The sequence below is a fragment of the Pseudoalteromonas fuliginea genome (assembly GCF_000690055.1).
Taxonomy (GTDB): Bacteria; Pseudomonadota; Gammaproteobacteria; order Enterobacterales; family Alteromonadaceae; genus Pseudoalteromonas; species Pseudoalteromonas fuliginea.
The window spans coordinates 45,556-58,925 of record NZ_JJNZ01000059.1; the positions used below are offsets into that span (position 1 = coordinate 45,556).

Annotated in this window: 13 protein-coding genes; 2 read left to right on the plus strand and 11 right to left on the minus strand. The window is 36.6% G+C overall.

All coding sequences use genetic code 11. From position 1 onward, the window contains the following. Positions 1 to 102 precede the first annotated feature (102 nt). Positions 103 to 996: a cation diffusion facilitator family transporter gene (locus DC53_RS05365; protein WP_475440307.1), complete on the plus strand. Its 894-nt coding sequence runs from the start codon at positions 103 to 105 to the stop codon at positions 994 to 996. Positions 997 to 1,099: 103 nt separating this feature from the next. Here the strand turns inward: DC53_RS05365 and DC53_RS05360 are convergent, their stop codons facing one another. The 3 genes from DC53_RS05360 to DC53_RS05350 are packed head-to-tail and all read right to left on the minus strand — an operon-like array spanning position 1,100 to position 4,133. After that, entirely contained in the window at positions 1,100 to 2,047 is a 948-nt protein-coding gene (locus DC53_RS05360) for an alpha/beta fold hydrolase (protein ID WP_033031057.1), read from the minus strand. Positions 2,048 to 2,050: 3 nt separating this feature from the next. Then, on the minus strand, positions 2,051 to 3,466 hold the full coding sequence (locus DC53_RS05355) for an ATP-binding protein (RefSeq protein WP_007376046.1): 1,416 nt from the start codon (positions 3,464 to 3,466) through the stop codon (positions 2,051 to 2,053). Beyond that, positions 3,444 to 4,133 (minus strand): response regulator, encoded by a 690-nt coding sequence (locus tag DC53_RS05350; protein ID WP_007376047.1) that lies wholly within the window; start codon positions 4,131 to 4,133, stop codon positions 3,444 to 3,446. Before DC53_RS05350 ends, DC53_RS05355 begins: the two co-directional genes overlap by 23 nt. Positions 4,134 to 4,322: 189 nt before the next feature. On the opposite strand from DC53_RS05350, the gene DC53_RS05345 reads away from it, so the two are divergent. Then, the gene (locus DC53_RS05345) at positions 4,323 to 4,811 is read left to right on the plus strand and encodes a Spy/CpxP family protein refolding chaperone (RefSeq protein WP_033031060.1); all 489 of its coding nucleotides are present in this window, start codon (positions 4,323 to 4,325) and stop codon (positions 4,809 to 4,811) included. A gap of 71 nt (positions 4,812 to 4,882) precedes the next feature. Here the strand turns inward: DC53_RS05345 and yacG are convergent, their stop codons facing one another. From yacG to nadC, 8 genes are all read right to left on the minus strand, one after another. Beyond that, a complete protein-coding gene (yacG, locus tag DC53_RS05340; protein ID WP_007376049.1) occupies positions 4,883 to 5,113 on the minus strand; it encodes a DNA gyrase inhibitor YacG in 231 nt (76 codons plus the stop codon). Between the two features lie 115 nt (positions 5,114 to 5,228). Continuing rightward, positions 5,229 to 6,905 carry a type IV-A pilus assembly ATPase PilB gene (pilB, locus tag DC53_RS05335; protein ID WP_033031063.1) on the minus strand — a complete coding sequence of 559 codons (1,677 nt, stop codon included), beginning with the start codon at positions 6,903 to 6,905 and terminating at the stop codon, positions 5,229 to 5,231. A gap of 278 nt (positions 6,906 to 7,183) precedes the next feature. Next, complete coding sequence (gene coaE, locus DC53_RS05330) at positions 7,184 to 7,831, minus strand: dephospho-CoA kinase (RefSeq protein WP_033031066.1); 648 nt, start codon at positions 7,829 to 7,831, stop codon at positions 7,184 to 7,186. A 1-nt stretch (position 7,832) separates the two neighbouring features. Continuing rightward, positions 7,833 to 8,717: a prepilin peptidase gene (locus tag DC53_RS05325; RefSeq protein ID WP_033031068.1), complete on the minus strand. Its 885-nt coding sequence runs from the start codon at positions 8,715 to 8,717 to the stop codon at positions 7,833 to 7,835. A 15-nt stretch (positions 8,718 to 8,732) separates the two neighbouring features. Beyond that, positions 8,733 to 9,962 carry a type II secretion system F family protein gene (locus DC53_RS05320; RefSeq protein WP_033031070.1) on the minus strand — a complete coding sequence of 410 codons (1,230 nt, stop codon included), beginning with the start codon at positions 9,960 to 9,962 and terminating at the stop codon, positions 8,733 to 8,735. A gap of 93 nt (positions 9,963 to 10,055) precedes the next feature. Beyond that, on the minus strand, positions 10,056 to 11,399 hold the full coding sequence (locus DC53_RS05315) for an O-antigen ligase family protein (RefSeq protein WP_033031072.1): 1,344 nt from the start codon (positions 11,397 to 11,399) through the stop codon (positions 10,056 to 10,058). 61 nt (positions 11,400 to 11,460) lie between these two features. Next, a complete protein-coding gene (locus DC53_RS05310) occupies positions 11,461 to 11,874 on the minus strand; it encodes a pilin (protein ID WP_033031074.1) in 414 nt (137 codons plus the stop codon). A gap of 461 nt (positions 11,875 to 12,335) precedes the next feature. After that, positions 12,336 to 13,181 (minus strand): carboxylating nicotinate-nucleotide diphosphorylase, encoded by an 846-nt coding sequence (nadC, locus tag DC53_RS05305; RefSeq protein WP_033023262.1) that lies wholly within the window; start codon positions 13,179 to 13,181, stop codon positions 12,336 to 12,338. Positions 13,182 to 13,370: the final 189 nt, after the last annotated feature.

Consider the following 13,370-nt stretch of genomic DNA (forward strand, 5'->3'; position numbering starts at 1 on the left):
CCTTTTAAATGATCAGTAGTTTAACGATTTTCAGTATACACGAAACCTTTTAAAAAAATGATATACTCTCTGTATTGAATACACCTATTAACGGATAAAAACGTGCACAACCGCAGTTACGAATTTTGGGTTAAAACTTCTAGTATTGTTACCATGATAATGGTTAGTTTAATGATTACTGCAAAAACGTGGGCGTGGCTTGCATCGGGTTCAGCATCAATGCTTGGCTCACTAACCGATTCGTTAATGGATATAACGGCTACTGCAATGAGCTTTTTAGTTTTAGGTTATGCGCTGCGCCCAGCTGATGATGACCACCGATTTGGTCACGGCAAAGCTGAAGCTATAGCAGGGCTTGGGCAAGCCGCTTTTATTGCAGGTTCAGGCTGTTTACTGGCATTTCATGGTATTGAGCGATTATTTAACCCAATACAGCTCAGTCATTCTTTATTAGGCGTGTGGGTTAGCATTTTTGCTATTGCGTGTACCTTGGTTATTGTATTTGTACAAAATAAAGTGATTAAGTACACCGATTCAATCGCAATAAAAGCTGATTCAGTACATTACAAAGGCGACTTGATTTTAAATGCCGCCGTGTTGCTCGCTATTTTATTAGCATACTATGGCGTATTGTATGCCGATCCTGTTTTTGCTATTGGCGTAGCGGGTTACTTACTTTATAACAGCTGGGAAATAGCCAGAGATAGTGCCGATCACTTAATGGATAAAGAGCTGCCAGATGACGAAAAGCAAAGCATATTTGAAATAGCTAAAGCGCATGCTGATGTACATGGCGTACATGGCATTCGTACTCGCCAAGGCGGTAAGATAAAATTTATCCAAATGCATTTAGAGCTTGATGACAATTTAAGTTTGATTCGTGCGCATAACGTGGCTGATGAAGTAGAAGTATTGATAACCAAAGAGTTTGAATCTGAGGTCGATATTCTGATCCACCTCGATCCATTGTCGGTGCTTAACTTAAACTCGGATTAAGCGATTTTTAGCATATTGATTTGTAATACCAGCCTGTATAAATCTTTGAGCAATTTAATGAATTAAATTGCACTATTACAATAAAACTTAACACAATTAGCTATTAAATCGTCACCGATTCACAAAACTGATATAAGCTTTTAAGCAGTGGTTGGCGTATTTCATCGCGTTCAAAAAATAGTTCGTGTTTAGCGTCGGCAAAGCTCTCAAGTATTGTATTTTCGTGCCTGTTTGCCAGTTTATATTGCGCACTGTTATCAACTATTTCATCATTTTGAGCACTGGCAATATAAAGTGGAATATTAACCGTTAATTTATTCACGGATGAAATAAATGCAAAAGTAGTGTGTAGCCAACCATAAGTCACACCACCAAGTTGTAATTTAGGCTCTTGTTTGTAGGCTTTCCTAAATAGTTCGTAACGTATTGGGCTGCTGGTCAGGGTATTTATAGCAAACTCATCAGGCGTATAATCTGTTTGTCCGAGCGCATAGCTGTATTGAAAGCCAAGTAATGTTGCAGTACTTGCGACTAATTTAGCTAAAGGTTTTGGTGTGCCTTTGGTGTAAATGTCGAGCATTGGCGCAGATAAAAACGCGCCACTAAAAGTGTGTTCAAAATGTGCAAGATAATCAAATGCAATAGCCCCCCCCATTGAGTGACTGACTAATACCTTTTTACCTTGCCAATAATTATCTACAACTTCTTTATTAAATAAATGAAGGTCGGCGGCATAATCTTCAAAGCGCTTTACGTAGCCTTTGTGCTTGTTTTTTAAATGCCTGTAAGAACGACCTTGGCCTTGATGATCAATTATAAACACCGCATAATTATTATTATAAAGTTCCCATAGTAACTCTTTATATTTTTCTAAGCCCTCTATACGACCTGAGCTAATAACAATCGCAATGTGTGGATTTTTTGGGATAGCGTAAGCGTAAAAAAGTTGTCCATAAGGTGTATTTAAATAAGATTTTGTCAGTGTATTATCAAAAAAGTTACTAATGGCCGGTTGGTTACTTTTAAGCTCGTTCTCACTACTATAAAACATTGTTTACTCTTTAATTATTGGCAACGTTATATTTGCACATAAGCCGCCTTGTTCTTTATTCGATAATACTAAGTTGCCACCATGTGCAGTAATTGCATTTTTGGCAATTGCCAAGCCTAACCCCGTACCGCCGCTAACTCGGTCTCGCGCATCTGACTGTCTAAAAAATGGTTCACAGAGCTTATTAAGTTGGTTATTAGGGACTCCAGGTCCATCATCACATATTTCTATATAAATGGCATCAGTATGCTTTAGAGTAATGCTAATAGTGCTATTGGCGTATTTAATCGCATTACGTAGTAAATTTTCAAGTGCGCTGGCAATTAGTGTTTCATCACAGTTAACACTAATGTCTGCACTTCCCATAATCTGTAATTGCTTGTTGTTTTGTTTTGCTTCAAATTGTGCGTCGTTAAGCACATGGTCAATTATAATTTGCAATGATTGTTGTTGAAGTGAAAGTGCCTGACTTTTCGCCTCTAAACGAGACACTTGCAGTACATCAGCAATCATTTTGTCTAGTTGATTCGCTTCTTTTTCTATGCGCAGTAAATAGGACTGACTCGCTTCATTTGCTTGCATTTGAGCAAGGCCCGTTGCCATTTTTAAGCGGGTAAGAGGTGAGCGTAACTCATGTGATATATCTGCAAGTAAGCGTTTTTGCGAGCTAATTAATTGCTCTAATTGATTAGCCATGCTGTTAAAATCACGACCGAGTATACCGAGTTCATCTTTTCTGCTTACTGAAATGGCCGCTCGAGCACTTAAATCACCACCAGATAATTTAACAGCTGCTTTTTTTAGGCTATTTATAGGGGCAATTAAGTTACGACTAAATAAAAAGCTTAAAATTAGAGAAGCGATGATGGCGATAGAAACTTTCATCCATCCAGGCATAAGCTTTAAGCGAAGGAACAAAGGTGGCTGATGATTTATGTCTATTTCATACAAGTAAAAGTTGCCCGAGGGTACTGTAATTTGAATAGGGCCAAATGCTTGATACTTTTCAGTAAAAATAATTTGCGGTGACATTGTCTTAGTAAAATTAAGTAGGCTCAAATCAACGTCATTCGGGACTTCTTTATTTGTTAATGAGTCTTCTTGTTGCTCAGCACTTAAATATAATAACTTACGTTTAGATAAGCGTGGGTGAGACAACATATCACTCAGTGTCCGCTTATGTTTTACAACAGAGCGTTCTATACTTTTGGCTGTATAGAGTAAGTTTTTTTCCATCGGACCGTGTAATGGCTCGTTACTAACGGCGTTGATTGCCGTAATGTTGCTTAAGAAAACCAGTGCTGTAATCGTGCCTATTATAGTTAGCCAAAACCATATAAATATTTTAAAGAATAAGTAATGCCCAGGATGTTTAAGCCAAGACAAAGAGCCTACTTTATTCTCCTTGGATAAAGACATAACCTGTTCCTCGCATTGTTTTGATTCGCTCGCCTGAAATATGCTCAGCTATTTTTTTACGGATATTGCTTACATGCATATCAATAGAGCGATCGAAGGAAGCTAAGCGACGGCCAAGTACCTCTTCACTTATGAGTTCTTTACTGACTACTTCGCCTGCATTTTTGCTTAAAAGGGCTAGTATTTCGTATTCGGTGCCTGTTAATGTAAGTGTATGATCATTAACAGACGCTTCTCGAGCGGCTAAGTTAACAGTGATCCCATTAACCTGTAACTTATTACTGGTAGTAATGTTAAAGCTATTAATATGTTCTATACGGCGTGTAATCGCTTTAACACGCGCAAGTAACTCACGGTGATTAAATGGTTTAGGGATATAGTCGTCTGCGCCAAGTTCTAATCCGAAAATACGATCGAAATCTTCCCCTTTTGCTGTAAGCATTATTACCGGCGTTAATTTTGTTTGTCTAAGTTGTTTAAGTACTTCAAAGCCATCTAGAGTTGGTAGCATCACATCAAGTAGTATTAACGCATAATCGTTTACTTGCGCTAGCTTAAGACCTTGTTCGCCGTCATGTACGCTTTGTATTTCAAAACCTTGGGCAGTTAAATATTCACTTAATAGCTCACAAAGGCCGGTATCGTCGTCAATCATTAATAGTTTCATTTACAAACCCTTAGAGTTGCTTATGGCGTTATTTTACCCACTAAATTGTGCAAAAGTGAATCTTTACACAACCTTTACACTGCTTTGCGTTACTTTGCATTGAGTTAGGTATAGTTAACTTAGTTGATTAAGCAGTCACAACCACACAAATTGAACCAATAGTTAAACCAAATAATTAAGGTAATGATTATGACTAAATTAAATACACTTTCTAAATTAGTACTTGTTTTTGGCCTGGCAACAGCAACACTTGGTGCCGGTAGTGTTATGGCTAAAGCTGACGGGCATAAACAAGGTCATTCTCAAGCTCGTTTTTTACTTTCTGAGCGCGGCGTTGAAAAATTAAGCCTAACAGATGAGCAGCAAACTAAGCTAAAAGCTATTTTTGCAGCGCAAAAAACACAAATGAAAGCATTACGTAGCGACGATAAAGAAGCTCGTAAAGCGATGCGAGAAGCGCATAAAGCAAAAATGGATGCGTTACTTTCGGCTGCAACATTTGATGAAAATGCAGCTAAAGAGTTATTAAATGAACGCCATGAAAAGGGTGAACAATTTGGTTTAATTAAACTAAAAACGCAGCACCAAGTAATGCAAGTACTTAACGCTGAGCAAAAAGAGAAATTTACTAAAATGCAAAAGCGTATGAATAAAAAGCACCGTAAACAAAAAAGTTAATTTTACTTTTTTGTAAATACTAAAAAACCAGCGTAATGCTGGTTTTCGTTTTTAGGCATTATGGAGATAAATTATTTAAAAAAGTCATCTTCATTTTTGGCCATCATAGCTTCAATATCTTCAATCATATCTTGGCTAAACTCTTGTGCTGATGTAATTGGCGCTGAAATTTTATTATTTTCAAACGACCACTCACCAAGATCAATTAGTTGGCAGCGTTTAGAACAAAAAGGCCGATGTGGGCTCTGTTCTGACCACTCAACTTTAGCTTTACAGGTTGGGCAGTTTACAATAGTAGGCATAATTTACTCTCTACAATCTTTTTTTGCATTTTACATTACTTAGATATGAGTCTCTAGGTATAAGTAAGGCTCTGAATTTAGTGTTCAGAACCTTGTCGCTTTTAACTATGGATCTTTAAAAACTTGTTACTCGATTAATTTCAGCAAGCGAAGTCATTCCATCAGCCGCTTTACGAATACCTGATAATCGCAAGTTATTAAATCCTGCTTTAAGTGATACTTCTGCTATTTCTAATGAATTACCGCCACGCATTATAATTTGTGCTATCTCTGGTGTTATTTGCATTACTTCATAAATACCGACACGACCTTTATAACCATCAGTGCAACTATCACATCCTTTTGGTGCATAGAGGGTCATTTCACTAATTTGTTGCTCGCTAAAACCTTGGCGGGTAAGTTCTTCGTTTGGTAATATTTCCGGTGTTTTACATTTAGGGCATAAACGTCGAGCCAAGCGCTGGGCTATAATCAAACTAATTGAACTTGCTACGTTATACGCTGGTACGCCCATATTTAATAACCGAGTTATCGTTTCAGGTGCTGAATTAGTATGCAGAGTTGATAGTACTAAGTGACCTGTTTGCGCCGCTTTTATTGATATTTCAGCTGTTTCGAGGTCACGTATTTCACCTACCATGACGACATCAGGATCTTGGCGTAAAAATGCACGTAATGCATTTGCAAAGGTCATATCGGCTTTAATATTAATTTGCACTTGGTTTATACCTTCGAGATTAATTTCGACAGGATCTTCTGCGGTACTAATATTACGCTCTGGTTGATTAAGTATATTTAAACCAGTGTAAAGTGATACTGTTTTACCCGAGCCCGTTGGTCCTGTAACTAAAATCATCCCTTGAGGCTGAGCAAGCGCATCCATATAGAGTTTTTTCTGCTCCGGCTCGTAGCCTAATACATCAATACCTAGCATTGCGCTTGATGAATCAAGAATACGCATTACTATTTTTTCCCCCCACAGGGTCGGCATTGTACTTACACGAAAATCGATACTTTTACGTTCAGTAATTTTTAGCTTTATACGACCATCTTGTGGTTTACGTTTTTCGGCAATATCTAGGCGTGACATTACTTTTATTCGTGCAGAAAGTTTTGTTGCTAAGGTATTAGGTGGGCTGGCTACCTCATGTAAAATACCATCAATACGAAAACGGATGCGGTACTTATGCTCATAAGGTTCAAAGTGTAAATCAGAGGCCCCTTTTTTAATGGCATCCATTAGGATTTTATTGATGTAAACAATGATAGGTGCATCATCTTTTTCATCATCTTTTGGGGTGGCTTCTTTAGTGTTTTCACTCTCTAAATCAGCAAATTCTTTAAATTCGTCATCACTTAAATTTAAGCTACCAGTTGCATCAAGCAATTGGTCAATTTTTTTATCAAGTTCAATGTAGTCAACTACTACTATTTCACAGGATAAGCCGGTACTAAATTCATAGTTTTCAAACGCACCATAATCGGTCGGATCAGACGCGGCTATGTATACTTTTCTACCTTTTTGCACCAAGGGTAAAATATGGTGTTTACGGATCAACTTTTCTTTTACAAGTTCTGCTGGGATCCTTGCAGGTTCAAAGTCTTTTAAATCGAAATAAGGTACGCGAAATAAATCAATACATTGCTCAGCTAAATCTTTGCTATTGATGTTTCCACATTTGGCAATAAGCTCGGCGGTTGAGGCAAAATCTCGTTGTTTTACTTTAACGGTATCTGCATCAATACGGCCAAGGGTAATAAATTTTCTTAGTAACGGTGAGTTAATATTCATTGCGCACCTGCTTAATTCGTTAATGATTAGCAATTTATCAGAAAAAACAAGGAGATTATATTATTCTTCATCAGATGGACTAGTTTTGCTAACTAAATATTGTTTTATAAATTATCTTATTGTTTTAAATTACTTAACCTGAACTCTGATTAAGGGATTTACTAACATATTGAACCATAATAATATTTAAATTTAGTTTTCTCTAGCTAGATATTTCAACGCAGTTAGCGCTGAAAGTAACAGCTTAAGATAGATTTATTATCCAGAGTTCGGGTTATCTAACTCGCATTTTTTAATGCTAATTGCATATAACGAGTATGTAGAGACCGAAGTGATAATTTGACTAACGCTAAATCCCTATCATTATTTAAAATATCATCTGCTTTTTTACGTTTATTTTCACGAGACATTTGTGTTGCAATAATACTATTTACTTGTTCAAAGCTCACATTATCACGCTTAAGTGTGCGCTCGACTTGGACATTTTTAGGCACGTCAATGAGTAGGGTTCGGTTACAGTACTTATCGAGACCATTTTCAAATAATAACGGGGCAACTAAAACCACGTAAGCACTATTAGCGGCATTTAAATCAGCGACTATTTTTTTGCGAATAAGAGGATGCAGCAAGTTATTTAGCCACTGTTTATCTGCATCGTTAGTAAAAATGCGCTCTCGTAAGGCACTTCTGTTTAGCGTGCCATCGCTAAGTAATAACGTATTGCCAAAGTGCGTTATTATTGCATTTAAACCGCAGCTCTTGGGCTCAACTACTTGGCGAGCAATAATATCCGCATCAACAATGGTTATATCAAGTTTCTCAAACATGTCACTAACAGCTGTTTTTCCGCAGCCAATACCACCTGTTAAACCCAAAACCCAATTGTTTTTTTTATTGCTAGAGAGTTTAGTTATTTGCTCACTCATTTTAATAACCAATTAAATTAAAATAAATGTTTTGTAATTCAGTGCCCCATAGCATAGTGATCCAGCCTGCAATGGCAAGGTAAGGACCAAATGGGATCGGGGTTGCTTTGTCTTTTCCTTGAATACTGAGTAATACAATGCCAATAACAGCGCCAACAACACTTGAAAGTAATATAATGCTAAGTAGTGATTGCCAACCAAGTAATGCACCAAATACAGCGAGTAATTTAAAGTCGCCATAGCCCATACCTTCTTTACCCGTTAGTAACTTAAATAGCCAAAATACACTCCATAGGCTCAAATAACCAAAAACCGCCCCCATAATTGCATCGCTCGGCGCTACGGTATAGCCCATTATTGACGCTATTAAAGCAAGCCATACTAGTGGTAATGTAAGTTGATCGGGTAATAGCATATGGTCTATATCAATAAAGGTTAGTGCAACTAATGCCCAAGTAATCAATATATACAGTAAAGCTTGTTCATTTGCGCCCATAGTATAAGCAATAAATAAGCTTAATATTGCTGTAATGGCTTCGACTGCAGGATAGCGTATTGATATAGGGTTATTACAACTTGCACATTTTCCTTTTAAAAATAACCAGCTAATAACAGGAATATTTTGCCAAGGTTTAATAGCTGTTTTGCACTTTGGGCAGGTTGAGTTTGGCTTTACTAAATTAAATTGCTCGTTATTTATTGCTTTACTATTTTTAAGCTCGTCTTCTAACATTATTCTGCACTCACTTTGCCATTCTTTTTGCATCATAAGTGGTAGGCGATAAATCACTACATTTAAAAAGCTGCCCACACATAAACTAACCAAGCCAACGGTGGTTAGATAAAACCACAGCTCATTTTGCATTACTTCTACAATACTTTGCATATAAAAACCAAATAATTAAATAACAGAACCGAGTTGGAAAATAGGGAGGTACATAGCAACAATTAAACCACCAACAAGTACACCTAATACAGCCATAATTAATGGCTCTAGTAAGCTCGATAAGCCATCTACAGCATCGTCTACTTCTTGCTCATAAATAGTCGCGACCTTAGCTAACATACCATCGAGCGAGCCAGATTCTTCACCGATAGCAACCATTTGGATTACCATGTCAGGGAAGATTTTTGAGTTTCTCATTGCCCAGTTCATTTGGTTACCTGAGCTAACCTCTGCTTTAATATCTAAAATAGCATAACGGTACACTGCATTGCCCGAAGCACCTGCTGCTGAATCAAGTGCATCAACTAATGGAACACCGGCAGCAAATGTGGTCGAAAGTGTTCGCGCGTAACGTGCCACAGCTGCTTTGTTTAAAATCATGCCAATAACAGGGAGCTTAAGTATGGCTCTGTCGGTTGCATCCCTGAGCTTTAGGCTTCTTAATTTAGCTTCTTTAAAAGTCCAGCCAAAAACCACTATCGCAATCAGAATCATCCACCAATAAGCCTGCATAAAGTCAGAAATACTAATTACGAATAATGTAAATGGAGGAAGTTCAGCCCCAAACCCTGCAAAAATATCCTGAAATTGTGGTACTACAAATATTAATAATATCGAGGTTACAATGCCGGCAATAACTAATACCGAAATGGGGTAAAACATTGCTTTTTTAATTTTTGATTTAAGCGCTTCTGATTTTTCTTTATAAATAGCTATGCGATCAAATATTTTATCAAGTGCTCCTGACTGCTCGCCAGATTCCACTAAATCACAATATAAGTCATCAAAATAACGTGGATATTTTCTAAGTGATAATGACAAAGGCTGACCAGCTTTTACATCATCGCCTACAGCTGAGATAAGCTTGGTAACGCTTTTATTTGTTGAGCCAGAAGCTATCATCTCAATAGATTGAATTAAGGGGACGCCAGCCATTAGCATAGTGGCAATTTGGCGAGTAACCAAGGCGATATCTTTAGGTGTTATTTTTTGAACACTCTGAATACCAAATAAAGGTTTCGGCTTACGCTTAACTTTTGAGGGGGTAATACCCTGCTTACGAAGCTGTGCTTTTACTAGCGCGATACTATTTCCGGCGAGCTCACCTTCAAGGCGTTTTCCTCGTGCACTAACACCGACCCACTGAAATATGTCGAGTCCCTTGTCTTCTTGTTTTTTTGCCATAAAAATATCCAGCTTGATCTTTTAATGAAATCGACTTTTATAAGAGAAGCATAACGTAAACAAATGATCCTTGATAGAAAAGTTATTCACGATTTATTCCCGCTGACCGACAGACCAGAATCGAGGCCCATAAATATAGCCATTATCAGGGTCTATGTTGTTATACACGCTAATTGCCTGTTGCAAATAAAAGTACCAACCGAATATGAATAAAATAGTAATAATAGCTTTTCCCCATTTATTTATGTAAATAAGTGGGCCATTTTTTTTATTGATTCTTCCAAGTAACAATCCCCACATTATGAATAATAATGTTTGCGAAACAGGCATTACATGAACACCAGAAAATAGTGAATAAATAACGCCAATAGCAAATGAGTAAAATAGGCTTTCAGTAATGACGTCTTTTTTATGGCCTCTTAAATGTGTGACAGCTTTCTTAAAGGTTGTAAAAACAGCAGTTAAAATACATATAAGGGCGATTAGTCCCCACTCATTTAAAATTTCAATTAATGAATTGTGTGGGTGGCTAAAAGGGGCTGAGTTTCCAAGTGACATTTCAAATATTCCAGGGCCATTTCCTATAAATAAATGCTTTATAGATAAGCTTGAAAGAGTATTTAACCATAGGTCAACACGACCTGATGTGGATGTGCGTAGTATTTCAGTACCTCCTTTATTTAATGAATCCAGGGCATAAAAAGTAATACAACTTAAAGCAAGGCAGGCTAATCCAATAAGTACTTGTTTTTTTAATGTAGTTTTTAAAGCAAGAGCAAAAATAGAGAAAGCTAAAAATGAGAGTAAAGCCCCACGAGCTTGCCCAATAAATATAAGTAATAAGTTTAAAAATAAAATAATAAATACAACACGCTGAATGCCTTTAAACTTTAGGAGTAGCACCAAAAATGGAAGAATAAACACCTGTACTTGGTTAAAAAAACGAATGTTAATAAAGCCAGAGTAGATGATGTATGGATTTAAAGGTTGTTGCTCAGAAAGTGTAAAAATTATATTAAGCAAGCATATTAAAATTAAGCTTGTGTGAGCGATTATTAACACATAGATAATGAACAAAATAGATTTTTTATTATTAATTGAACTTAGACTTTGTAGAGTTATAAAAAGCAAGCTTATGTGGAGTGTATAAAATAAACTGAAGCTAGTTTCTTTACTTATAAACGACGACAAACAGCCACTAAAAATAAAAATAATAGGTAATACTTTGGTTCTTCGATTTGATGATGAAACAATAGAAACACCTTTATTGCGTATTAAAATGAGAACTAATAATAGGCTTATAGCAGACAAAAAAAATATTTGAATGATTCTTTGGTGATTATGATAGTCGTAGGAGGTTATCGGCATTAAAGGAGTCAAAGTGAATAGAAAAAATAAACTAATAACTAATATTTTTATTATATTCACTTGGTTCATAAATTTTTATTCTTACACGCTTAAAAGCGCCCGTGAGGCGCTTTTAAGAATCAATTAATGGTTAAGATTGTGGACAGCTTTTAGGAGCTAAAGTTTTGTCACCAGTAATGCCAGTTGTAGCACAAGACCAGCCACCGGTAGACGTACGACTCCACTTTAATTTTGCACCAGTTACTTGGGTTGGTGCATTCAAAATAGCACACTCAATACCAGTAGCATCTGTCTTTATTGTGCAGTTTTTTGTTGTGTTTTGTAAGCCAATAAGTTCATTTGTAGGAGTCGTGCCACTATTTGAAGTTAGTTCGAAACCTGTTCTACCGGCAGATATCTCAGCTAAGCCAGCAGTCAATTTAGATGTTGCTTGATAGTTTGAGTAAGCAGGCAATGCAATTGCAGCAAGAATACCGATGATTGCTACTACAATCATTAATTCAATTAGGGTGAAACCCTGTTGTTTTTGAGTCATTGTTTTCATGTTTCCTCTCCTAAAGGATAGATTTTTGTAGGTTAAATCATATAAGCGGCAAAATTGCCTAACTTAATTTAGCTGATTTAGTTTACAGTTTTACTTAAAAAAACTTTATTTCACGTTAACTTTTGAGCTTTTGACCACAAAAGCTATAAATTCATTGTGTGCTACTACGTTGTATCAATCAAATTATACGTTAGCAATGAATACTAGACACTTGATAAAATAATTTAGTGTATTTAGCTTTTAAACTAAATTGCCAAGTAACCATTTTGGCTGAACTTATAAAATAAGTTGATACAACAGTGCGAGTCTAGCACTGTTTATTGTTATTTAGCATACGTATTTAATGTTAAAGGTACTTTATTTAACAAAATATTAAAGAGTAGTTCTTTTTTACTATTAAATGCTCAATTATTTAAAATGTCAATGAATTAGCTATGCTTAAACCTTTTTTAGCGTGTTTTTTATTCAAAACGCATTGATAAATCGATTGATTGTAAATTTTTTGTAAGTGCACCACTTGATATAAAATCAACACCAGCTTGAGAATAGGTTTTGAGTGTTTCTAACGTCATATTACCAGAGACCTCAAGTTTGGCGCGTTTATGCGTTAATGTAACTGCCTGCTTAATTTGCTCAATGCTAAAGTTATCAAGCATTATAATATCAGCGCCAGCGTGAATAGCTTGATTTAGCTCATGAAGTGATTCAACTTCGACTTCAACTGATTTATTAGGATGGTTCAGTTTTGCTTGAGCCACTGCTTTATCAATTGTGCCACAGGCTGCTATATGGTTTTCTTTAATTAAGAACGCATCAAATAAGCCAATACGATGATTTGCACCACCGCCACATTTTACTGCGTATTTTTGTAATGCGCGAAGCCCTGGTATGGTTTTGCGAGTGTCGAGTAGTTGTGTAGTGGTACCACTTAACTCTTTTACATAATGCGCTGTAGTAGTCGCTGTACCTGATAAGGTTTGCACAAAGTTAAGTGCAGTACGCTCGGCAGTTAATATTGAACGTGCTGAACCAGTGGCTGTAAATAATGTGCTGTTTGCTTTAATTACGTCGCCATCATTTACGAGTACGGCTACTTTTACAGTTGGGTCTACTTGTTTAAATACTTCAAGGATGATGTCTTTTCCGCAAAAAACGCAGTCTTCGCGCGTTATTACTTTGGCATTTGCTTGCTCGTTTAGTGGGATCAGTTGTGCGGTAATATCGCCATCTTGCGCGGTTTGGTAATTTAAATCTTCGTCGAGTGCAAGAGTAACAAGTTGACTAATTAAGGTGTGCGAAATAGACATAGCAAAGCTCATAAGCGTTAATAAATTAAGGAAATTTTACTATGTTTGTAGATGAAAGAGAAGCGATTGGCTTTGTTCTGATATAAAGATAAGCGCGCGAAATAAATTCGCACCTACGGTTTGATGTATGTTGTAGGTGAGGTTTTACACCTCGCTTTTAATTTAAAAAGCTACGTTACATGAGCGGAC

Coding starts and splice junctions, on each gene's coding strand:
- DC53_RS05310 (WP_033031074.1), bottom strand. CDS start 11,874: ATGAAAACAATGACTCAAAAACAACAGGGTTTCACCCTAATTGAATTA.
- coaE (WP_033031066.1), bottom strand. CDS start 7,831: ATGAGTGAGCAAATAACTAAACTCTCTAGCAATAAAAAAAACAATTGG.
- nadC (WP_033023262.1), bottom strand. CDS start 13,181: ATGTCTATTTCGCACACCTTAATTAGTCAACTTGTTACTCTTGCACTC.
- DC53_RS05345 (WP_033031060.1), top strand. CDS start 4,323: ATGACTAAATTAAATACACTTTCTAAATTAGTACTTGTTTTTGGCCTG.
- yacG (WP_007376049.1), bottom strand. CDS start 5,113: ATGCCTACTATTGTAAACTGCCCAACCTGTAAAGCTAAAGTTGAGTGG.
- DC53_RS05355 (WP_007376046.1), bottom strand. CDS start 3,466: ATGTCTTTATCCAAGGAGAATAAAGTAGGCTCTTTGTCTTGGCTTAAA.
- DC53_RS05325 (WP_033031068.1), bottom strand. CDS start 8,717: ATGCAAAGTATTGTAGAAGTAATGCAAAATGAGCTGTGGTTTTATCTA.
- DC53_RS05315 (WP_033031072.1), bottom strand. CDS start 11,399: ATGAACCAAGTGAATATAATAAAAATATTAGTTATTAGTTTATTTTTT.
- DC53_RS05360 (WP_033031057.1), bottom strand. CDS start 2,047: ATGTTTTATAGTAGTGAGAACGAGCTTAAAAGTAACCAACCGGCCATT.
- DC53_RS05350 (WP_007376047.1), bottom strand. CDS start 4,133: ATGAAACTATTAATGATTGACGACGATACCGGCCTTTGTGAGCTATTA.
- pilB (WP_033031063.1), bottom strand. CDS start 6,905: ATGAATATTAACTCACCGTTACTAAGAAAATTTATTACCCTTGGCCGT.
- DC53_RS05320 (WP_033031070.1), bottom strand. CDS start 9,962: ATGGCAAAAAAACAAGAAGACAAGGGACTCGACATATTTCAGTGGGTC.